The organism is Devosia crocina (assembly GCF_900116545.1).
In the GTDB taxonomy this organism is placed as follows: Bacteria; Pseudomonadota; Alphaproteobacteria; order Rhizobiales; family Devosiaceae; genus Devosia; species Devosia crocina.
The window spans coordinates 91,883-111,995 of sequence record NZ_FPCK01000002.1 but is presented as its reverse complement, the minus strand read 5'-3'; the positions used below and the strand labels follow the sequence as shown (position 1 = coordinate 111,995).

The 20,113-nt window shown below is 60.9% G+C and carries 17 protein-coding genes; 9 read left to right on the top strand and 8 right to left on the bottom strand.

The genetic code is table 11. The features are described from left to right. Positions 1-23: 23 nt before the first annotated feature. Positions 24-491: an Lrp/AsnC family transcriptional regulator gene (locus BM364_RS10220; protein ID WP_092424231.1), complete on the bottom strand. Its 468-nt coding sequence runs from the start codon at positions 489-491 to the stop codon at positions 24-26. 89 nt (positions 492-580) lie between these two features. On the opposite strand from BM364_RS10220, the gene putA reads away from it, so the two are divergent. Then, on the top strand, positions 581-3,982 hold the full coding sequence (gene putA, locus BM364_RS10215) for a bifunctional proline dehydrogenase/L-glutamate gamma-semialdehyde dehydrogenase PutA (RefSeq protein WP_244542845.1): 3,402 nt from the start codon (positions 581-583) through the stop codon (positions 3,980-3,982). Positions 3,983-4,175: 193 nt separating this feature from the next. Here putA and BM364_RS10210 read toward each other — a convergent pair whose 3' ends face one another. From BM364_RS10210 to BM364_RS10190, 5 genes are all read right to left on the bottom strand, one after another. Then, entirely contained in the window at positions 4,176-4,667 is a 492-nt protein-coding gene (locus tag BM364_RS10210) for a GAF domain-containing protein (protein WP_092424229.1), read from the bottom strand. A 30-nt stretch (positions 4,668-4,697) separates the two neighbouring features. Beyond that, positions 4,698-5,432 carry an ABC transporter ATP-binding protein gene (locus BM364_RS10205; RefSeq protein ID WP_092425285.1) on the bottom strand — a complete coding sequence of 245 codons (735 nt, stop codon included), beginning with the start codon at positions 5,430-5,432 and terminating at the stop codon, positions 4,698-4,700. After that, a complete protein-coding gene (locus BM364_RS10200; protein WP_175528560.1) occupies positions 5,429-6,262 on the bottom strand; it encodes an ABC transporter ATP-binding protein in 834 nt (277 codons plus the stop codon). Before BM364_RS10200 ends, BM364_RS10205 begins: the two co-directional genes overlap by 4 nt. Next, complete coding sequence (locus tag BM364_RS10195) at positions 6,259-7,161, bottom strand: ABC transporter permease (protein WP_092424227.1); 903 nt, start codon at positions 7,159-7,161, stop codon at positions 6,259-6,261. The genes BM364_RS10200 and BM364_RS10195 overlap by 4 nt, the downstream gene beginning before the upstream one ends. A 190-nt stretch (positions 7,162-7,351) precedes the next feature. Next, the gene (locus BM364_RS10190) at positions 7,352-8,344 is read right to left on the bottom strand and encodes an ABC transporter permease (protein WP_244542868.1); all 993 of its coding nucleotides are present in this window, start codon (positions 8,342-8,344) and stop codon (positions 7,352-7,354) included. 211 nt (positions 8,345-8,555) lie between these two features. Here BM364_RS10190 and BM364_RS10185 point away from each other — a divergent pair, with 211 nt between their 5' ends. From BM364_RS10185 to BM364_RS10175, 3 genes are all read left to right on the top strand, one after another. Further along, complete coding sequence (locus BM364_RS10185) at positions 8,556-9,230, top strand: helix-turn-helix domain-containing protein (RefSeq protein ID WP_092424223.1); 675 nt, start codon at positions 8,556-8,558, stop codon at positions 9,228-9,230. Further along, positions 9,227-10,813: an ABC transporter substrate-binding protein gene (locus BM364_RS10180; RefSeq protein WP_092424221.1), complete on the top strand. Its 1,587-nt coding sequence runs from the start codon at positions 9,227-9,229 to the stop codon at positions 10,811-10,813. The genes BM364_RS10185 and BM364_RS10180 overlap by 4 nt, the downstream gene beginning before the upstream one ends. A 148-nt stretch (positions 10,814-10,961) precedes the next feature. Next, positions 10,962-12,062 carry a M24 family metallopeptidase gene (locus BM364_RS10175; protein ID WP_092424219.1) on the top strand — a complete coding sequence of 367 codons (1,101 nt, stop codon included), beginning with the start codon at positions 10,962-10,964 and terminating at the stop codon, positions 12,060-12,062. A gap of 30 nt (positions 12,063-12,092) precedes the next feature. Here the strand turns inward: BM364_RS10175 and BM364_RS10170 are convergent, their stop codons facing one another. Together BM364_RS10170 and BM364_RS10165 are read right to left on the bottom strand one after the other, a co-directional pair. Next, complete coding sequence (locus BM364_RS10170; protein ID WP_092424217.1) at positions 12,093-12,563, bottom strand: SRPBCC family protein; 471 nt, start codon at positions 12,561-12,563, stop codon at positions 12,093-12,095. An 80-nt stretch (positions 12,564-12,643) separates the two neighbouring features. Beyond that, a complete protein-coding gene (locus BM364_RS10165) occupies positions 12,644-13,540 on the bottom strand; it encodes an N-acetylmuramic acid 6-phosphate etherase (protein ID WP_092424215.1) in 897 nt (298 codons plus the stop codon). Between the two features lie 192 nt (positions 13,541-13,732). Between BM364_RS10165 and BM364_RS10160 the strand changes: the two genes are divergently transcribed. The 5 genes from BM364_RS10160 (at position 13,733) to BM364_RS10135 (ending at position 20,113) form a co-directional block, all read left to right on the top strand. Beyond that, positions 13,733-14,521: a GntR family transcriptional regulator gene (locus BM364_RS10160; RefSeq protein WP_244542844.1), complete on the top strand. Its 789-nt coding sequence runs from the start codon at positions 13,733-13,735 to the stop codon at positions 14,519-14,521. Further along, positions 14,518-15,546, top strand: a complete 1,029-nt coding sequence (locus BM364_RS10155; RefSeq protein ID WP_092424211.1) for an SIS domain-containing protein — start codon at positions 14,518-14,520, stop codon at positions 15,544-15,546. Before BM364_RS10160 ends, BM364_RS10155 begins: the two co-directional genes overlap by 4 nt. Beyond that, on the top strand, positions 15,543-16,703 hold the full coding sequence (gene nagA / locus BM364_RS10150; protein ID WP_092424209.1) for an N-acetylglucosamine-6-phosphate deacetylase: 1,161 nt from the start codon (positions 15,543-15,545) through the stop codon (positions 16,701-16,703). Before BM364_RS10155 ends, nagA begins: the two co-directional genes overlap by 4 nt. Positions 16,704-17,148: 445 nt before the next feature. Beyond that, positions 17,149-18,642, top strand: coding sequence for a hypothetical protein (locus BM364_RS10140; RefSeq protein WP_092424205.1), 1,494 nt, complete (start codon positions 17,149-17,151; stop codon positions 18,640-18,642). Between the two features lie 154 nt (positions 18,643-18,796). Then, entirely contained in the window at positions 18,797-20,113 is a 1,317-nt protein-coding gene (locus BM364_RS10135) for an OmpA family protein (RefSeq protein ID WP_092424203.1), read from the top strand.

Here is a 20,113-nt window from a genome sequence, read left to right as displayed (position 1 = left end):
GTGTTGTGCACCGGACTGTAGATCTACTCCGCATCATCCTTGACCGATTCCATCGACACATGCGTACTGGTATGCGCCACATGGGGCAGGGCGGATATCTTTTCTCCCAGCACCTCGCGATAGGCGGCGATGTCCTTGGTCCGCACCTTGAGGAGGTAGTCAAAGCTCGAGGCGATCATATGCGCTTGCTCGACCTGAGGCAGGGCGCGCACGGCCTTGTTGAAAGCGGATAGGGCGGCCTTGCGGGTGTCTGAAAGTTTGACCTCGACGAAGGCAACATGAGGCAGGCCGAGGCGCTCGGGATCGACCACGGCGCGATAGCCGAGAATATAGCCGTCCGTTTCGAGCCGCTTGATGCGTGCCTGGCACGGAGTTTTCGACAGGTTCACGCGACGGCTCAATTCCGCGACACTGATGCGCCCATCACGCGACAGTTCATCAAGAATCTTGCGATCGATTTGGTCTAAAGTCTCGTAGATGACGCTTTTCATGGGTCTTTCGTCTTCTCAAGTGGCAATAATACTCTGATTTGGGCGTATTCTGCCATCAGATCAGGCAAAAATCCTATGGGGAAACTGCCATGATCAGCTATTCGTCCGGGATCCTCGAAATGAACAGCACCGAAAACCATCGCACTGCCATGCGCTCGCGCCTCTATGTCGACGAGGCCACCATTGTGCCGCAGATGATTGCGGAAACGGGCCTGACGCCCGAAACGCGCGGCGAGATTTCGGCGCATGCCGAACGATTGGTCACCGCCGTGCGCAGCGGCAACCGGTTGGGGCTGATGGAAAGCTTCCTTGCTGAATATGGCCTTGCCACAGACGAAGGCGTGGCGCTCATGTCGCTTGCCGAAGCGCTGTTGCGCGTTCCCGATGCAGAAACGGTCGATGCGCTGATTCACGATAAGGTGGGCGGATCGGACTGGGCTAGCCATTTCGGCGGTTCGTCCAATGGGCTCGTCAATTTTTCGTCCTGGGCGCTTAACCTGACCGCCGACGTCTTGGGCGATCCCGAGGTCGGGCCGCGAAATGCGCTGCATCGGGCGGTTGCCCGGCTTGGCGAACCGGTGATCCGCACAGCCGTCGGCCAGGCGATGCGCCTCCTTGGCAGCCAGTTCGTTTTCGGCCGCACGATCGACGAAGCGGTGAGCAATGCGCGCAAGCCCGAAGCGCTTGGCTATCGTTATTCCTATGACATGCTCGGCGAGGCGGCTCGTACGGGCGAAGACGCAGAGCGTTATTTCACCGCTTATGCGCGAGCCATCCAGACCCTGGCGCCCCACTGCACGTCGGCGGCCGTGCGCGACAATCCCGGCATTTCCGTCAAGCTCTCGGCCCTCCATCCACGTTACGAATTCGCACAGCGCGAGCGCGTTCTGACCGAGCTGGTCGAGGCGACGCGGAAACTGGCGATCGAGGCGCGGAACGCCAATATGGGCTTCAATATAGACGCCGAGGAAGCGGACCGGCTCGACCTGTCGATGGACATCATCGAAGCGGTGTTGGCGACACCCGAGCTAGCCGGCTGGGATGGTTTCGGCGTCGTCGTTCAGGCCTATGGCAAGCGGGTGCTGCCTCTGATCGACTGGCTCGAGGCAACAGCTGAACGGCTGGATCGAAAGATCATGGTGCGCCTCGTCAAGGGCGCCTATTGGGACGCAGAGATCAAGCGTGCGCAGGTCTTGGGCCTGCCGGGCTTTCCCGTCTATACGCGCAAGGCTGCGACCGATGTCAGCTATATCGCTGCAGCCCGAAAGCTCTTTGGCGCGAGCCGGATCTATCCGCAATTCGCTTCGCACAATGCCCACACGGCGGCGGCAGTCCTCCATCTGGCAGCCGAGGCAGGACGATCCGAGGACAGCTTCGAGTTCCAGCGGCTTCATGGCATGGGCGAACGACTGCACGAGGTGCTGCGCACCGAACACGGCACAAGAACCCGCATCTATGCGCCGGTCGGCGCGCATAAGGACCTCCTCGCCTATCTCGTACGGCGATTGCTCGAAAATGGCGCCAATGGCTCCTTCGTCTACCAGATCGCCGACGAGGACATTCCGGCAGCCAAGGTCGCCGAAGATCCGATCAGCAAGCTGCTTGCGGTCGAAGGTTTCGCAAACCCCTCAATCCCGCTCCCCGACGCGATTTTCGATGGTCGTCGGAATTCAGCCGGTCTCGACCTGACCGACCCTGTCGCTTTCGGTGAGATGCATGCGGCCCGCGAGGCATTTCGCCGGACCCAATGGCTTGCAACACCGCTGCCCGTTGACAGCGCAGGGGCCGAAACGACGCCGGTGATCAATCCGGCCGATCCGAGCGATATCGTCGGGCAGGTGGTTTCAGCTTCGGTTGCGGGCGTCGGTGCAGCCATCGCGATCGCTGCCGCAAGCGACTGGTCCAAGACGCCTGTCGCCACGCGCGCGGCGCTCTTGCGCAAAGCTGCCGATCTTTATGAAGCCAACAGCGCAGAACTTTTTGCGCTTCTCGCCCGCGAAGCTGGTAAGTCCTGGGCCGACGCCGTGGCCGAAGTGCGCGAGGCCGTGGACTTCCTGCGCTATTACGCCGATCAAGCCGAGGCCAAGGCGCTGGGGGCGGCACGCGGACCATTCGCCGCCATTTCGCCCTGGAATTTTCCGCTGGCCATTTTTTCCGGCCAGATCTCTGCGGCGCTGGTGGCTGGCAACCCTGTTCTGGCCAAGCCCGCACCACAGACCCCGCTGATTGCCTTCCGCGCGATCCAGCTAATGCACGAGGCCGGTATCCCGGCAGACGCGGTGCAATTCATGCCCGGCGGACCCGAAATCGGCACGGCACTGACCTCCGATCCACGCATTGCCGGCGTTGCCTTCACCGGCTCGCTCCCGACGGCTCATCGCATCGATCGGGCCATGGCGGAAAACCTCGATCCGAAGGCGCCGCTTATTGCCGAGACGGGCGGGCTCAACGCTATGATCGTCGATTCGACCGCGCTGCCCGAACAGGCCGTCCGCGATATCCTGGCGTCAGCGTTCCAATCGGCAGGGCAGCGATGTTCGGCGCTCCGCATCCTCTATGTTCAGGAGGATGCGGCCGATCGAACCATCGAAATGCTCAAGGGCGCGATGAATGAGCTGACCCTTGGCAACCCATGGGACCTTGTCATCGACGTCGGGCCGATCATCGACGAACCGGCGCGCAAGAAGATCGCATCCTATGTCGAGGCGCATCGGGCCAATTTGATCCACGCGCTGCCTGCGCCGTCGCGCGGGAACTTCGTTGCTCCGACCGTGCTGCGGGTGGGTGGCATTGCCGATATTCCCGAAGAGATTTTCGGGCCGGTGTTGCATGTGGCAACCTTCAAGGCCGACGAGCTTGATGCGATGATCGAAGCCATCAATGCCTCGGGCTATGGCCTCACCTTTGGGATGCACACGCGCATTTCGAGCCGGGTCAAGAAGGTCTCGGCAGCGGTTCATGTCGGCAATGTCTACATCAATCGCAATCAGATCGGCGCGGTGGTCGGGTCACAACCTTTTGGTGGCGAAGGACTGTCGGGAACCGGACCGAAGGCCGGCGGGCCGAACTATCTGCCGCGCTTCACGGACGGGTATGCGGATTTGCAATCCGCTGCCGAAACTCTGCCTGGCCCGACGGGCGAAAACAATGTTCTGCATGTCTTGCCGCGCGGCACAGTGCTGTGTCTTGGTCCGAGCGAAGGAGATATTTCAGCGCAAAGGGGGATGGCGGGGCAAGCCGGGTGCGTTCCGATGGTGGCGTCGCTGGACAATTTTCAACTGGCCAACGCGACCACTTTCGATGCCGTTGCCTGGTTTGGCGACGATGCCACGCTGGCACGGATCCGCAATACGCTTGCGGGCCGGGATGGTGCGATCCTGCCATTGTTGACCAGCGCCGCAGATGTGGGGCGGTTGCAGCATGAACGCCATGTCTGCATCGATACGACGGCAGCGGGAGGTAATGCGACGCTGATTGCTTCGGCGGGGTAACCCCTCACCCGTCTCGCGCTTCGCGCGATCCACCCTCTCCCCGAGTGGGAGAGGAATAAGAAGTGTCGCCGATCTGTTCTTCTCCCTCTCGGGGAGAAGGTGGCGCGCAGCGCCGGATGAGGGGGAAAGCACCAAGTAATAAGGCACGCGATGAAGGTCGCGTGCCTTTCGGTTTATTACCTGAGTGTTCGCTTCAGCGCGCTGCGACCGCCGCGGCGAGTTTGGCCGGGATCGAGAGCACGGCCTTGATGTCAGCGACGCGTTCTGCGGTGTAGTAGCCGGTTTCGTGCAGCATGTTGACGGTGCCGACCAGTTCGCCGCCGAGCAGCACCGGCATGTTCACCACCGACTGGCAGCCGAGCGAATTGATCAGCTCATGATCGGGAAATACCTTGGCGATGTCCTCGATGGTGTTGGCGACGAAATAGTCGTGCTGCTTGTGGACGATGTCGAACCAGGAATCGTAGCGCAGCGGCTTGGTGCCCGAGGTGGGATAGTTGGCGGCGTCGCTGGTATAGGCGCGGCGGGCGACTTCGGCGGCAAGATCGACCGTCATGTAGGTGAAAAGTTTTGCGCCCACGGTCGCTTCGGTCAGCGTCTGGAGGGCCGCGAAAGCCTCGTCGGCGCCCTTGGCCTTGCTGATGGCGGCGTCGAACGCGGCAAGCGCTGCGGAATGGTCGGTCATGGTGCTGGTCCTTGGTCTTGGAATTTTGGCTTATGCGCCTGCGGTCGCGGCGAGCAGTTCGCGCGAATAGGGCTCGTTGAGTTCGCCTTGCTTGAGCTGAGCGACATCGGCGATCTCGACGATCCGGCCATGACGCATCACGGCAAGGCGCTCGCAGAGGAAGCTCACGACCGGCAGGTTGTGCGTCACCATGAGGAAGGTGAGGTTCTGTTCGCGGCGCAGGCGCTTGAGGAGGTTGAGGATTTCGGCTTGCACCGAAACGTCGAGTGCCGAGGTGGGCTCGTCGAGGAGGAGAACCTTGGGCTCGAGCATCAGCGCCCTGGCGATGGCGACGCGCTGGCGCTGGCCGCCGGACAGCTGATGGGGAAAACGGAAGCGGAAGCGCTGGTCGAGGCCGACCTGAGCCAGCACCGCCTCGACCCGCTCGCCACGATTGCCGATGCCATGGATCGCAAGCGGCTCGGAGAGCGCCGCGTCGATGGTCTTGCGCGGATGGAGGGAGCCATAGGGATCCTGGAACACCATCTGCACGGTGCGCGACACGCTGCGATCGACGCCATGGCTGCGCGGTTTGCCGAGGACGGAGATTTCGCCTGTCCATTCTGGCGCGAGCCCGGCAATGGCGCGCAGGATCGTCGACTTGCCCGAGCCGCTTTCGCCGACGAGGGCAAAGCTTTCGCCTTCGGCGACTTCGAGGTTTACCCCGTGCACGACTTTGGTTTCGCCGTAGGAAACGTCGAGATTCTTGAGGGAAAGTGCGCTCATGTGCCGGCCCATTGTGTCCGGTCGAGCACCGGCAATTCATCTCGTGTTTCGTCGATCACCGGCATGGCCGCGAGCAGCCCGCGGGTATAGGGGTGCTGGGCCTCGGCAAGTTGGCCGGCAGCGCATTCTTCAACGACACGGCCCGCATTCATGACGAGAATCCGGTCGCAATAGCGGCTGACGAGAGCCAGGTCATGGCTGATCAGGATCAGCCCCATGCCCTTGCGGGTGACGAGATCGTCGATGATGTCGAGCACCTGAGCCTGCACGGAAACGTCGAGCGCCGAAGTGGGCTCGTCGGCAATCAAGAGTTCCGGTTCCGGGATCAGCATCATGGCGATCATGATGCGCTGGCCCATGCCGCCCGAGACCTCGTGCGGATAAAGTTTTGCCACGCGCTCGGGATCGTTGATGCGGACCGCGGTCAGCATGTCGAGGATGCGCTGTTGCACCTCCCGCCGACCCAGCTTCTGGTGCGTCATCAGCGCTTCAGCGATCTGCTCGCCAACGCTCATTACCGGGTTGAGCGAGAATTTGGGGTCTTGCATGACCATGGAGATGCGGGCGCCGCGAATGGCGCGCATCTGCTTTTCGCTTTGGTCGAGGATATCGATGCCGTCGAAGCGCAGTTTGTCGGCCGTCACTTCGCCGGGCTTGCGGATCAGCTTAAGGATGGAGCGGCCGGTCATCGACTTGCCGGACCCGCTCTCGCCCACAATGCCCAGCCGCTCGCGGCCGAGGGTGAAGGAAAGGCCCTTGACCACTTCGACGCGGCCCGAATGGGTGGGGAAGCTGACGCGGAGATTTTCAACTTCGAGAAGCGGGCTCATGATTTGCCCTCGCTTTTGGGGTCGAGCACATCGCGCAGGCCGTCGCCGAGGAAGCAGAAGCCCAAGGACACGATGATGATGGCAAAGCCCGGCATGGTGGCGACCCACCACTGATCGAGAATGAAGGTGCGTCCGCGCGAGATCATGGCGCCCCATTCAGGGAGTGGCGGCTGCGCGCCGAGGCCGATGAAGCCAAGGCCTGCCGCGGTCAGGATGACGCCGGCCATGTCGAGGGTGACGCGGACGATCATGGATGAGGTGCAAAGGGGCAGGATGTGCTGCACGATCACCCGGATCGGGCCCGCGCCGGCAAGCTGGACGGCGGAGATGTATTCGGCATTCCGGATGGTGAGGGTTTCCGCCCGCGCGATACGGGCATAGGCGGGCCAGGAGGTGATGGCGATGGCGATGATGGCATTGTTGATGCCGGGCCCGAGGGCGGCGACAAAGGCCAGCGCCAGGATCAGCTTGGGCAGCGACAGGAAGATGTCGGTGAAGCCCATGAGGATCTTGTCGATCCAACCGCCGAAATAGCCGGCAATGGCGCCGATTAGCAGCCCGAGCGGCGCCGAGATCAGCGCGACCAGCGCCACGATGGTGAGGGTGATTTGCGACCCCCAGACGACACGGGAGAAAATATCGCGGCCAAGCTCATCCGTGCCCATCCAGTTGACCCCCGATGGCGGCAGGAGGCGCTGGCTGAGATTCTGCCCGGTGGGGGAAAAGGGCGCGATCAATGGGGCAAAGAGCGCTGTCAGCAGGAGGACGAGGATGATGATCCCGCCCAGCACGGATAGCGGGTTGCGGAGGAGCGCGGTGAATACGCGGTAGGCGCGCCCAACATTGGCCTGCAGGCGTGAGGTGGGGGAATCGGCGAGAAGCCAGTCACGGGTGGTCATGAGGAGGCTCCTGCACAATTCGAAAGGGATAGGCCCCTCACCCTAACCCTCTCCCCAGAGGGGCGAGGGGACGATGGGCGCGGCTGCAGTTCAGACGCCGACGCAAATGCTTCGCCTCTTGCTTCCCCTCGCCCCTCTGGGGAGAGGGTCAGGGTGAGGGGTGCAAAGCCCGAAATTTCGCCCAAAACCATCAGCGGGCCCTCGGATCGAGGACTCGGTAGAGGACGTCGGAGACTTTGTTGATGACGATGAAGACCGATCCGATCACGAGGGTGGAGCCGAGGACGGCGTTCATGTCGGCATTGAGAAGAGCTGTGGTCAGGTAGTTTCCGATGCCGGGCCAGGAGAAGACGGTTTCGATCATCACCGAACCTTCAAGCAGGCCAGCATAGGAGAGGCCGATGACGGTGATCAGTGGCACCCGGATGGGTTTGAACGCATGGCGCCAGATGACGACGCGTTCAGGCACGCCCTTGACCCGCGCCGTGGTGACGAATTCCTGGCTCAGTTGATCGAGCATGAAACTGCGGGTCATGCGGGCGATATAGGCGAGGCTGAAAAAGCCCAGCACGGAAGCGGGCAGCACGATGTGCCAGACCGCATTCCAGAAAATGTCGATCTCGCCCTGGATGAGGCTGTCGATCAGGATCATGCCTGTGACCGGCGAGACGAGACCATCGTAGAAAATATCGAGACGGCCCGGACCGCCCACCCAGCGCAGTCGCGCATAAAAGATCGCGAGCCCGACAAGGCCAAGCCAAAAGGCGGGGACTGAATAGCCGAGGAGGCCAACCACGCGGATGGCCTGGTCGAGCCAGGAGCCCTGGCGAGCGGCAGCCGTTACCCCGAGGGGCACGCCGAGAGCGACGCCTATTAGGATGCCCAGCGTCGCCATTTCGAAGGTTGCCGGGAAAAAGCGGCTGAGATCATCGGCAACGGCGCGGCCCGTGGACACCGAGCGTCCAAGATCTCCGCTGAAGACGTTGACCACATAGGAGACGAACTGCTCGTAAAGCGGCCGGTCGAGGCCCATGGCGATTTTTGCGGCATCGTATTGCGCCTGGGTTGCACGATCGCCCACAACCGCCAGAACCGGATCGATCGGGATTACCCGGCCGATAAAAAAGGTGATGGCCAGGAGGCCAAGAAATGTGAGGAAAAGTGTGATGACGAAACCGGCCAGCGCCGAAAGCTGACGCCGTGCGCGCTTGCCTGAAATTTTATCCGGTGGAGGCGAGGCCAGCGTGGGCTGTTCGGTCGTCACACGAAATCCTCTTACTTAAACAACGATTTGCCTCCGCAGATTGGCTTTCCTGCGGATTGCAAAACCTTCACATTTCACTTTCACCATACAAGAAACTTTGCTTATATCAAAAAAATTTTGGTGAGGATGGATGGCGGAGACCGCTCTGGCAGAGCTGAATGAGGGGCACCCGAAAGTCGGGGCGCTGATCCGTGCACGCCGCCGCCAGCAGCAATTGACGCTGATGGAACTGGGCGCTGCCGCCGCCGTGTCGGTGGGTTATCTCAGCCAGGTCGAGCGTGACCATGCCACGCCCTCGCTCGGCACGCTTGCCCAGATCGCAAAGGCGCTGGGCGTATCCATCGACTATTTCGTCGCAGCCCCCGCCTCGCACAATGCGCTGACAAGGGCAGGGGACCGCAGCCGGTTCTCCATCGACGGATCCTCGATCGTCTATGAGCGGCTCGGTGCCGACTTTCCGGGCAGCCAGCTTTCAAGCTTCATCATGACGGTGCCCCCGGGGTATAAATCGGAAATCGTGGCGCATGAGGGAGAAGAGATTCTCTACGTGCTCGAGGGTTCGATCACGCAACGCCTCGATGGCGAGGAAATGATAATGAGTGCCGGCGATAGCCTGCACTTTCGCGGCAACCGGCCCCATTCCTGGTCAAACCACACCGATGAGCCTGCCCGGCTCTTGTGGAGCGGCACGCTCGCTCTTTTCCGCTCCACCGCGCGCCCGGCGCGACAGCTGACCGCAAAACCAAAGATCGGCGCCAACAAGCCGGTTCGCAAAAAAGTCAATTCAAAGGAGAAACGCACATGAAGCTCTTCCGCGCTGCCCTCTTGGCGACCGCGCTCACCCTGCCATTGGCAGCGGGCGCCGTTTATGCCGCCACCCCTGCCGATGCACTCGTCATCGCTCAGAACATCGACGATATCGTCGCGCTCGACCCCGCGCAGGCCTATGAATTCTCAGCCGGCGAGATCAACGCCAATCTTTACGACAAGCTCGTCCAGTACGACGCTGCGGACACCACTGTCCTCGCGCCAGGCCTGGCCAGCGAATGGACTGCCGACGAAGACGCCAAGTCGCTGACCTTCACCATGCGCGACGGGGCGAATTTTGCTTCGGGCAATCCGGTTCGTGCCGAAGACGTGCTGTTCTCGTTCAAGCGTGTCGTGACCTTGAACCTGACGCCTGCCTTCATCCTGACCCAGCTGGGCTGGACGGCTGACAACATCGACGAAATGGTGACGGTCGAGGGCAATGCCGTAACCGTCAAATGGACCGGCGACTTCGCCTCGGCCTTCGTGCTGAACGTGCTGGCAGCCCGGCCCGGCGCTATTGTCGACGAAGTTCTCGTCATGGAGAACGAAGTCGATGGCGACATGGGCAATGCCTGGCTCAACACCAATTCGGCAGGCTCGGGGCCCTATACGCTCACCGATTACCGCCCGGCTGAACTGGTTCGCCTGACCGCCAACGAAAACTACTGGAATGGCGCGCCTGCCATGAAGCAGGTTCTTATTCGCCACGTCGCGGAAGCGGCGACCCAGCAGCTGCTCCTGACTTCGGGCGATGTGGATCTTGCCAAGAACCTGACCCCGGACCAGATTGCCGGGCTCGGCGACAACGTCAAGGTCGAGACTTTCCCACAGGCGGCCGTCCACTTCCTTTCGTTCAACCAGAAGACGGAATCGCTGACCGATCCCGCCGTCTGGGAAGCGGCGCGCTATCTTGTCGATTATGACGGGATGACCGAGACCTTCCTCGCCGGCCAGATGGAAAAGCACCAGGCTTTCTGGCCCAAAGGGTTCCCCGGCTCCTATGACGAAACCCCTTTCACCTATGACGTCGAAAAGGCCAAGCAGATCCTGGCCGATGCCGGTGTCGAAACCCCGATCAACGTCACTCTCGACGTGATCAATTCGACCCCGTTCACCGATATCGCTCAGTCGCTACAGGCCGGGTTCTCCGAAGCTGGCATCAACTTCGAAATCCTGCCCGGCACCGGCGCGCAGGTAATCACCAAGTATCGCGAGCGGACCCACCAGGCCATGCTGCTGTATTGGGGCCCGGACTTCATGGATCCCCACTCCAACGCCAAGGCTTTCGCCTATAACTCGGACAATTCGGACGACAACTACACGGCGACCACCACTTGGCGGAACGCCTGGGAAGTGCCGGCCGAGATGAATGCGGAAGTCAACGCCGCCCTGGCGGAAGCCGACCAGAACGTCCGTAACGAAATGTATGTCGACCTTCAGCAGAAGGTTCAGGCGGAAAGCCCGATCGTCATCATGTTCCAGGCCGCCTTGCAGATCGGCATGGGGTCCAATGTCGAAGGCTATGTGAACGGGTCCAATTCGGACTTCGTCTATTACCGTCTCGTGACCAAGAACTGACCCCCATAAGGCCCTGGAGCAACGTCTCCACGGCCATTTGCGGCGGCAACGTGCCCCTCGTGCCGCCGCCTACGAAGCCGGGCAGCATCCCCGCCCGGCTTCGCACTCTTCTCCAAACTTTCCCGCGACTATTGGAGCGAGCAGCGCAATGACTTCCACGCTCACCACCCGCATGGCCAATCTACGCCACCGCATGGCTGAAACCTCGACCGACCTGGTCGCAATCGGCCCATCGAGCCACATGCGATGGCTTGCCGATCTTTCGCCGCACGGCGATGAGCGGCCTGTGATGCTGCTGGTGAGCCAGACCTTTGCTGGCTTTCTCATGCCAGCGCTCAACGTCGATTCCTCGCGCCAGCACACCGATCTGCCTTTCTTTCCCTGGACCGATGCCGACGGTCCAGGCGCGGCCCTGGAGCAGTTGATCGATGCTACCGGCGTGTCTCGCGTCGCCCCCTCTATCGTGCTCGACGAAACCATGCGTGCCGACTTCGCGCTCTTGCTGCTTGATGCACTGCCCGGCGCCAAACGCAGGTTCACGCAGGATACGGTAGGCTACCTGCGCTCTCGCAAGGACGAAGAGGAGCGCGCGCGCCTGAAGGCCGCACATCTTTTGAATGATCGGGCGGTTCAAGCTGCTTTCGCGGCGCTTGAGCCCGGCATGAGCGAACTCGACGTGGCCGCCTTCATCTCAGATTTTTACAAGTCTAACAGTGCGACCACGGAATTCTGTTCGGTCTGCTTCGGCGCAAATGGCGCCTTCCCTCACCACCACACCGGAGCTACCAGGCTCAAGGCGGGTGATGCCGTGCTCATCGATACCGGCTGCCGCCTCGATGGCTATCCTTCGGACATGACGCGGATGGGCTACTTCCAGTCTGCCCCCGAAGGCTACGAAGAAATCCATGCTGTCGTTGACCGAGCCGTTCAGGCAGCGCTTGCGGCGGCGAAGCCAGGCGTCAAGGCCAGCGATGTGGATAAGGCCGCCCGCGACGTTATAACGGAAGCAGGCTACGGCCCCAATTTCCTCCATCGCACCGGGCACGGCCTCGGCATCGACGTGCATGAAGCGCCCTATATCACTGGAACAAGCCAAACCGTGCTGGACGAGGGCATGGTCTTTTCCATCGAGCCGGGCATTTACCTACAAGGCCGCTTTGGCCTGAGGCTTGAAGAGATCGTGATCATCCGCAATGGCACGGCAGAGATCTTCTCCGAAATGCCTCGCGCCGCTGTCGCAGCAGGGTGAACTAGGATCTCCCAAGGTGAGCCGCAGCACTTAAAGTGCTTTGGCTACCGCTTCCATTTGCGTCGCGCATAGTCCCCAGCCCTCATGGAAGCCCATTTTTTCATGGGCCTCCTTGTCTTCGCGCGTCCAGTGCCGTGCGACCGCTGTGTAGCGGGTTTTGCCGCCCTCGTCCTCGAAGGTCAGTGTGCAGGTGAAAAACGGCTTTTCCGAAGGCTTCCAGTCACCCACATACGCATCGGTAAAGACGAGTTTCCTGCCGGGCACGATTTCGAGATACTGGCCAGGGTTAGGGTATTCGTTGCCCGCCTCATCGGCCATGACCACAAGGCTCGCCCCGCCAGGTCGCAAATCGACGCTGGCCCTTGGCGTCGACCAGGGCTTTGGCGCAAACCAGCGAGTGATCAACTCCGGCTCGGTCCAGCACCGGAATACCGCAGCGGGCGGCGCATCGATCAGCCGGGTCAGAACCAGTTCGCGGTCGCCATCGGGTTCGTTTGTCATCTCTTTTCTCCACAAGAAGCTCTCGCCCTCTAGACGAGGCGCAGTGCGAGATTTCGACAGCACGCCACGAGATTTTGTCGTTAGATCCGCAGGGCTGCCAGGGCAGGACGCAGATGGCCCTTATGCTGGTCTAGCACTGAAGCGGCCATCGCGAGGTCATCGGCACCGGCCGCAATCAGCACCGCCAGCTTGACCGCACCATTACTTGCGGTCAAAGCGGCATCGGCGCCCTCGGCATTCGTGCCTGTGATCGAGGCAACGATGCCATTGGCACGCTGTTTGAGCTTGAGGTTGTCGGCAATGACATTGACCATGAATCCGTCATGCACGTGCCCCAGCTCGATTGCCATCAGCGTCGAAAGCATGTTGAGCGCAATCTTCTGAGCGGTGCCCGCACCCATTCGGGTAGAGCCGGCGATGACCTCGGGTGGTGTCGGCAGGCAGATGCCTACTTCGGCTAGCTCAAGGATGCGCGTGCCGGGATTGTTTGACAGCCCGACGGTCCGCGCACCCGTGGCACAAGCGGTTTCGATCGCTGAAACGGGGTAGGGTGTCTCGCCGCTTGCTGTCAGTGCGATTACGCAGTCATCAGAGTTGAGCGCAAGCGCTTCGATCTCCTGCCGGCCCATGGCTGCATCGTCCTCTGGGCCGCCCTTCATGGCAACCAGCGAATCAAATCCACCGGCGAGCCTCACCACAATCTGGCCCGGCGAAATGCCATACGTCCCCGGCAGTTCCAATGCATCCGCCAGCGCCATCAGCCCTGAACTTCCGGCAGCGACGTAGATCAGCCGGCCACCGGCCCGGATGGACTGGGCGGCTACGGTTGCGCCGTGAGCAATCTCCGGAATGGCACTAGCCACGCACCTGGCCGCATCGACCTGAGCAGAGGCGAGGACGTCCAGGATCTCTTCAGCGGGACGCAATTCCAGCCCTTGTGCCGCGCTGTGTCGCATCTCGGTTGGACGTTCGGCCATTGATCACTCCTTTTTTGACGATAATGCCAAAAAAATACCACTTGTCCAGAAAAGGCGAAATCCGATAGGCAAGTTGAGGTACATGGCGGTAGTGGGCTCCGTCCTCGACACTGCTGCAAACCAATGGTATCGCATTGGTATCAAATCGGCATACAAGAGCGTTCCGCACTGAACATGGGGCAGAAAAACACGGTGGCTGAAACGGCGGAAACGTTTTTCTCGGATCAACCTGTAATCCTGCCTCCCGGTGGCCCGCTTTATCTTCAGCTCAAGCGCTGGATCGAAGATGCGATCGCTGGCGGCGCCATAAAGCCTGGCGACGCGCTACCCTCGGAGCGCGACCTTGCCATCAAGGTCGATGTATCGCGCGTCACTGTCCGCAAGGCCGTTGCTCAGCTTGTTCACGAAGGCGTGCTGGTCCAGCGCCATGGCTCCGGCACCTTCGTGGCACCCGCCACTCAACGGGTCGAGCAATCCTTATCGCAACTGACATCCTTTACTGAAGACATGGCTCGCCGTGGTATGTCCGTTCGCGCCGAGTGGCTAGACCGTGGGCTCTATTTGCCTTCTCCTGAGGAGACGGTCATCCTTGGCCTTTCTCCCGGCGAGCGTGCATCGCGCATCGCGCGGCTACGTTTGAGCGGCGACGTACCGCTTGCTGTCGAGCGAGCGAGCCTGTCGAGCGCCGTTCTGCCCAAGCCAGAAGAAGTCGCGGACTCGCTCTACAAATATCTCGAGACATTCGGCAATCGGCCGATCAGAGCCATCCAGCGCATCCGCGCAGCCAATCTGGGCGAGGACGATGCCCGGCTCCTGCAGGTGCCCGTAGGCTCGGCAAGCCTTCACATCGAGCGCACATCTTATCTCGCCTCCGGGCGGGTTATCGAATTCACCCGCTCCATTTATCGGGGCGATACCTATGATTTTGTCGCCGAGCTTCGGCTGGGCGACGCCCCTGGTAATGGAGGGACCAAGCCATGACATCCCAAACACATATGCGGCGCGAAGTGAATGAAATTCCTGAAGTCGTCGCGCGCTTCACCCAGAGCTCTGGTCCGGTAATCGACCGAGCTGCAGCGAGATTGCGACAGACCGACCCTTCAGTTGTCGTCACAGTGGCGCGCGGATCTTCCGACCATGCCTCGGCCTATCTTAAATACGCCATCGAACTCGTTCTCGGTATCCCAGTTGCCTCGGTAGGCCCTTCGATCGCCTCGATTTATGGCAAGGATCTTCGCCTCGATCGGGCCGCAGCGATAGCGATTTCTCAATCGGGCAAGAGCCCCGACATTGTCGGCATGGCTCAATCGGCCCGGAGAAGTGGCGCCACCACGATCGCCATCACCAATACCAAGGGTTCGCCCCTTGCAGAAGCAAGCGACTTCACTGTTGATCTCGACGCCGGCATAGAGCAGAGCGTGGCGGCAACCAAGACTTACGTAACATCCGTCGTTGCCGGTCTGGCCCTGCTCGCTCGCTGGAGCGACGATGCCGACCTGGCCCGGGCCATCGCCGGGCTACCCGAGAGTCTGGCTAGGGCGGTGGACTGCGACTGGACCGAAATGGTTTCCGCGCTCGATGGCCATAATGCGCTTTACGTTCTGGGCCGCGGGCCGGGCTTTGCTATCGCCAGCGAAGCTGCGCTCAAATTCAAGGAAACGTGCAATATCCAAGCCGAATCCTATAGCGCAGCCGAAGTCATGCATGGTCCGGTCGCTATCGTGACCCCGGGCTATCCTGTTCTTGGGCTCGCCGCCCGCGATGCGGCGGAGTCCTCGGTCGCAGACATGGCGCACAAGCTTGCCCGTCAGGGCGCGCTGGCGTTTCTGACAAGCAGCAAGTCCGGCGCTGCAAAAGCGCTGCCCTTCGCCACCACTGGCCATCCGATCACCGACCCGTTGGCGCTGATCGTTTCCTTCTACGGATTTGTGGAAGCACTTTCGCGTCACCGTGGGTTGAATCCTGATGTGCCTCCCGCACTCAAGAAGGTGACTGAAACAGTATGAGCGATCTCCTTGCCGTTCTCGGCTCTCGCATATTCGACAGCCAGGAATGGCATGATGACGCAGCGCTCCTGATCGAGTTCGGTCATGTGGCAGGCATTGTTGCTGCCAGCCAGGTTCCGGCCAATGCAAGCCGGGTAGTTCTTGACGGCGGTGCGATCGTGCCGGGCTTCGTTGACCTTCAGGTCAATGGTGGCGGGGGCGTGTTGTTCAACAACGATCGCTCGCTCGCAGCCATTCGTACCATCTGCGCGGCACACGCCCAGTTCGGCACGACAGGGCTCCTGCCGACGCTGATCACGGATACGGCAGCGGTAACCGAGGCCGCAATCGATGCAGGGCTAGCTGCCGCCGCAGCGCGGGTGCCGGGCTTTCTGGGTCTTCACCTGGAAGGGCCGCACCTTTCTCTCGCGCGGAAAGGTACGCACGACCCCTCGCTTATCCGCCCCATGGATGCGGCCGACCTCTCACGCCTGGAGGCGGCAGCTGCAGGCCTGCCCAATCTTCTCTGCACCGTCGCGGCAGAAACCGTGTCGCCCGCGCAGATCGCATCACTGGTGCAAGCCGGCGCGATTGTCAGCATTGGCCACTCCGATGCGGGATACAGCCAGGCCACTGCCGCCTTTGCAGCAGGCGCCACCATGGTCACCCATCTATTCAACGCGATGAGCCAATTGAGCAATCGCGAACCCGGCGTTGTAGGGGCAGCGCTTGACAGGCCTGAAATCTTTGCAGGTCTCATCGCAGACGGCATCCATGTCCATCCTGCCAGCATCAGAGCCGCGCTCGGTGCAAAGAAGGGGCCAGGCAAGATTTTTCTTGTTACCGACGCGATGTCGCAGACCGGAACCGACCTCCACACCCTGACGCTCAACGGTCGCACGATTACCCGTGCAGATGGCGCACTGCGCCTTGCGGACGGAACCCTGGCCGGTGCCGATCTCGACATGATCGATGCAGTGGTCCTGATGGCCGACACGATTGGGCTGGGCCTAGACGAAGCAGTGCGCATGGCCTCGCTCTATCCCGCACAGGCGATCGGCATGGAGGGCACGCATGGGCACCTCAATCGTGACGCTCATGCGAACTTCGTCCATATGTCCGATCATCGACAGGTGCTTTCGACCTGGATCGAAGGCGTAGAGGTTTTTCGCGCCTAGGCCCATCGCCAAGTTTGAATGTCTCGATCTCAAGGGTCGAACTCAGGCGTTTTCATATTCCGGTCACTCTCATGCCATGGATCGGGCAGTCCGGTCCGTACTGTATGGAGGGCTTGGTCATACTCTGCCACCCGCCTTGCCCCTGACGAAAACGCCCGGAATCCTGGGATTTTAAGAGCTTCTTCAGATCTCTTAACAATTGGTTTCCGGCGGTGTGCTGAATCTGCAACATCCAAAACCCAACCATATTGTGGCACAGGCAAATCCCGCTTTGTGAGATTGCGTCAAGCTTCGCCATGCGTAGAGTGGGTCTTGCGAATCCATGCATGGGATCGTTTGTCGGTCGCAGCGCGACGGCAACACACTGCACCACGAATAGTGTGGTCGCGTTTCGACAAACCGCTGGGTAACCGGCACAAAAATGACTGACTTTGGAGGTCAATTAATGAAACTCAAGAGCCTTATCCTCGGTTCTGTTGCTGCCGCCGGTCTCTCGACCGCTGGCTATGCTGCCGATCTCGGCGTCCTCACCTCGCTGGACGTCTGCGACGCTCTCGGTCTTTCGGGCCTGACCATCTCGTCCGACAACAACTGCCTGCAGATCACCGGCGGCGTGTCGTACGAATTCATCTGGGGTGACTGGAACCGCGAAGCCACCGTTGCTGGTACGTTCGACGAAGTGACCGGCGGCAACCTCGCCAACGGCCGTAAGATCCCTGCTGGCAACAGCGTGGTTGATCCCGTCACCGGCGAAGTCTACGAGCACGACTGGGAATCGAAGGTTGAAGCCTGGCTCAAGGCCGTTGGCACTGCCGATTCCGACTTCGGTCCGGCCAAGGCTGTGATCAAGCTCAAGAGCGTTGAGCGTCTCCAGACCTGGAACGAAGGCCGTTCCAACCGTCAGGGCACCACCTTCAATGCTGTTCCGGCGACCACTGTTAACGGCGACACCACTGCCGGTTTCGTGATCGACGAAGCTTACGTCTCGGTCGGTGACACCACTGTCATCATGGCTGGTAAGAAGGGCTCGATCGCCAACCTCGACGACGATGCTCCGTTCAACTTCCTCGGCCTGTTCATCTCCGATGACATCGACGGCAAGGGCGTTGGTATCGATGCCGACACCGACTACCTCGGCGGCTACTCGATCCAGGTCGTTTCCGATCTCGGCAATGGCGTGAACGTTGGCGTCGGTCTTGAAAACCTCGGCGGTGCGTTCGACCTGAACAACACTGTCGCAGCTGCTACCACTGTTGCTCCGAGCCAGCAGGGTACTCTCGTCGGTGTCGTGTCCTACGCTGGTCAGGGCATCACTGCTCACGTTACCGGCGCAGCCTTCGGCGTGCTCGATGGTACCGTTGAATCCTGGGCAGTCCATGCCGGTGCAACCGGCAGCTTCGACATGTTCAAGGTCCGTGGCGCTGTTTCCTACTGGGACAACCACAAGTTCCGCGGCGTCGACGTCCTGAACGCCCTTGCCACGGCTGAAGCCAGCTTCGACCTGTTCAAGATCGCTATCTCGGGTGAAGTTGCCAACGTCTCCGGCGCTGGCGTCGACTACACCGATTACGGCTTCGGCGGTTCGATCGGTGCAAACATCACTGAAGGCGTGTCGATCAACCTCGGCGCTCGTTACTTCTTTGACGACACCTCGATCTTCGGCGATGACCTCTCGACCTGGCAGGTTGCTGCTCAGGTAGTTGCTGCTGTTACCGAAACCATCAAGGTCACCGGTGAAATCGGCGGTTACTTCGGCGACGGCATCTCGGCTCGCAACTACCCCGCGACTTCCTACGGCTTCACCGAAGACTCTGTCTTCTACGGCGCTGCCGAACTCGCTTGGGCTCCGGGCGGTGGTTTCACCTCGTCCATCAAGGGCGAAATCAACTCGGAAGAAGCCTACAAGGTCACCTTCAAGGCTGCCAAGTCCTTCGAATAATCGAAGCCTCGGTTCTGAAATTTGAAAGGCCCGGCTCACGCCGGGCCTTTTCTTGTTCTGACAGCGGAAAACCGTTGCTAAGTCTTTGTCGGGCGGCTTTTTGCTGCCGCATAAATCCTCTAGTTTGCCGTTTCTTGCATGCGGCGGACATTATATGACGAAACTCTCCTGCGCTCGGATGGTCGCGAGCCTTGTTGTGCTTACCATTGCTCCAGTTCTATCCACGCCCGGTCACGCGACCGGATCGGTGGTGACCGTTCCGCCGCCGCAGGTCGCCGACTATTGGGTCAGCGTTTCCCGCCAGCCTGGCGGCACCCTGGTTTTCGATGGCTACGCGCCAGACGAAGCGACACGTGCCACGTTCAGCCAAGCCGACGGGGCTGATACATCCTGGCTGAAGCTCGGATCTGGAGCGCCATCCCTTTATGACGCCGCGACAGCCTTTGGTCTTGCCACCTTAAACCGGCTGAGCGAAGGCCGCTTCGCGCTCCGCGGCACCGTCCTGTCCGTTTCAGGCGTAGCGAACACGCAGGCGGACTTCATAGATCTTCGGCAGAACCTGCGCACTGCAGTGCCTCAGGGCACGATTTTAGCCATGGCCGAGATTTCTGCTCCACGGATTGAGCGCTACACCTTTTCCGCCCGCCTTAATTCCGGCGGGGGTTTGGCGCTGAGTGGCTATGTCCCGTCGCCTGAAGTCGAGAATACCCTCATTGATCTTGCTGGGGCAGGAACGACTTCAGCCCTGCGCTATGGGTCTGGCGAACCTGTCGACTTTGTCTCCGTTCTTGATCATGCACTGCCGCTCATGTCCCGACTCGCTGATGGCGAGATGCGGCTTGATAGGGGGCAGTGGCTCCTTTCAGGCACGCCTAAATCGGCCGCGGACGCTGATTCCATCCGTGAAACCCTCGCCGAGCACCGCCTGATCGAGCACGGCTGGAGCTTGGCGCTCGCTGCTCCGGCTCCTATGCCGCAGCCGGCTGTCAGGCCTGTGGTGGAAACATCAGCCGAACCAAGGCCCGACCGCGAGCCGATTGTTGCTGAAACGTTGGTGGGAGTCGCGCAAGTTGCAGCTGCTGCTCCTGATGCTGCGGCGCTCGATCAGTGCCGCGCTGTGCTCGATGAGCTGTCCGACCAGAATGCGATCTTGTTCCGCTCCGGCGCTGCGGTGTTGCTCGAAGGAGCATCAGATATCATTGGCGCGATGGCCGATGCCTTGGCCCGGTGTCCGGACGCCAGCGTAGAAGTGGCTGGTCACACCGACTCTGATGGCGATGCGGGTGCGAACCTGGCTCTTTCGGTTGCGCGCGCCGAGGCCGTCGTTTCCGTACTTATCAATCTTGGGATCGCGCCCGACCGGCTTTACGCCGTTGGCTATGGCGAGTCTCAGCCGGTCGCCGACAATGGTTCTCCGGCTGGAAAGGCACTGAATCGCCGCATCGTCGTGTCCCTTCGCGTGCCGAACTGA

Excerpts from the sequence above, each read along its gene's own strand:
- BM364_RS10165 (WP_092424215.1), bottom strand. The coding sequence starts at position 13,540 with ATGGCCGAACGTCCAACCGAGATGCGACACAGCGCGGCACAAGGGCTG.
- BM364_RS10140 (WP_092424205.1), top strand. The coding sequence starts at position 17,149 with ATGAAACTCAAGAGCCTTATCCTCGGTTCTGTTGCTGCCGCCGGTCTC.
- BM364_RS10205 (WP_092425285.1), bottom strand. The coding sequence starts at position 5,432 with ATGAGCGCACTTTCCCTCAAGAATCTCGACGTTTCCTACGGCGAAACC.
- BM364_RS10195 (WP_092424227.1), bottom strand. The coding sequence starts at position 7,161 with ATGACCACCCGTGACTGGCTTCTCGCCGATTCCCCCACCTCACGCCTG.
- BM364_RS10170 (WP_092424217.1), bottom strand. The coding sequence starts at position 12,563 with ATGACAAACGAACCCGATGGCGACCGCGAACTGGTTCTGACCCGGCTG.
- BM364_RS10220 (WP_092424231.1), bottom strand. The coding sequence starts at position 491 with ATGAAAAGCGTCATCTACGAGACTTTAGACCAAATCGATCGCAAGATT.
- nagA (WP_092424209.1), top strand. The coding sequence starts at position 15,543 with ATGAGCGATCTCCTTGCCGTTCTCGGCTCTCGCATATTCGACAGCCAG.
- BM364_RS10210 (WP_092424229.1), bottom strand. The coding sequence starts at position 4,667 with ATGACCGACCATTCCGCAGCGCTTGCCGCGTTCGACGCCGCCATCAGC.
- BM364_RS10135 (WP_092424203.1), top strand. The coding sequence starts at position 18,797 with ATGACGAAACTCTCCTGCGCTCGGATGGTCGCGAGCCTTGTTGTGCTT.
- putA (WP_244542845.1), top strand. The coding sequence starts at position 581 with ATGATCAGCTATTCGTCCGGGATCCTCGAAATGAACAGCACCGAAAAC.
- BM364_RS10185 (WP_092424223.1), top strand. The coding sequence starts at position 8,556 with ATGGCGGAGACCGCTCTGGCAGAGCTGAATGAGGGGCACCCGAAAGTC.
- BM364_RS10175 (WP_092424219.1), top strand. The coding sequence starts at position 10,962 with ATGACTTCCACGCTCACCACCCGCATGGCCAATCTACGCCACCGCATG.
- BM364_RS10155 (WP_092424211.1), top strand. The coding sequence starts at position 14,518 with ATGACATCCCAAACACATATGCGGCGCGAAGTGAATGAAATTCCTGAA.
- BM364_RS10200 (WP_175528560.1), bottom strand. The coding sequence starts at position 6,262 with ATGAGCCCGCTTCTCGAAGTTGAAAATCTCCGCGTCAGCTTCCCCACC.
- BM364_RS10180 (WP_092424221.1), top strand. The coding sequence starts at position 9,227 with ATGAAGCTCTTCCGCGCTGCCCTCTTGGCGACCGCGCTCACCCTGCCA.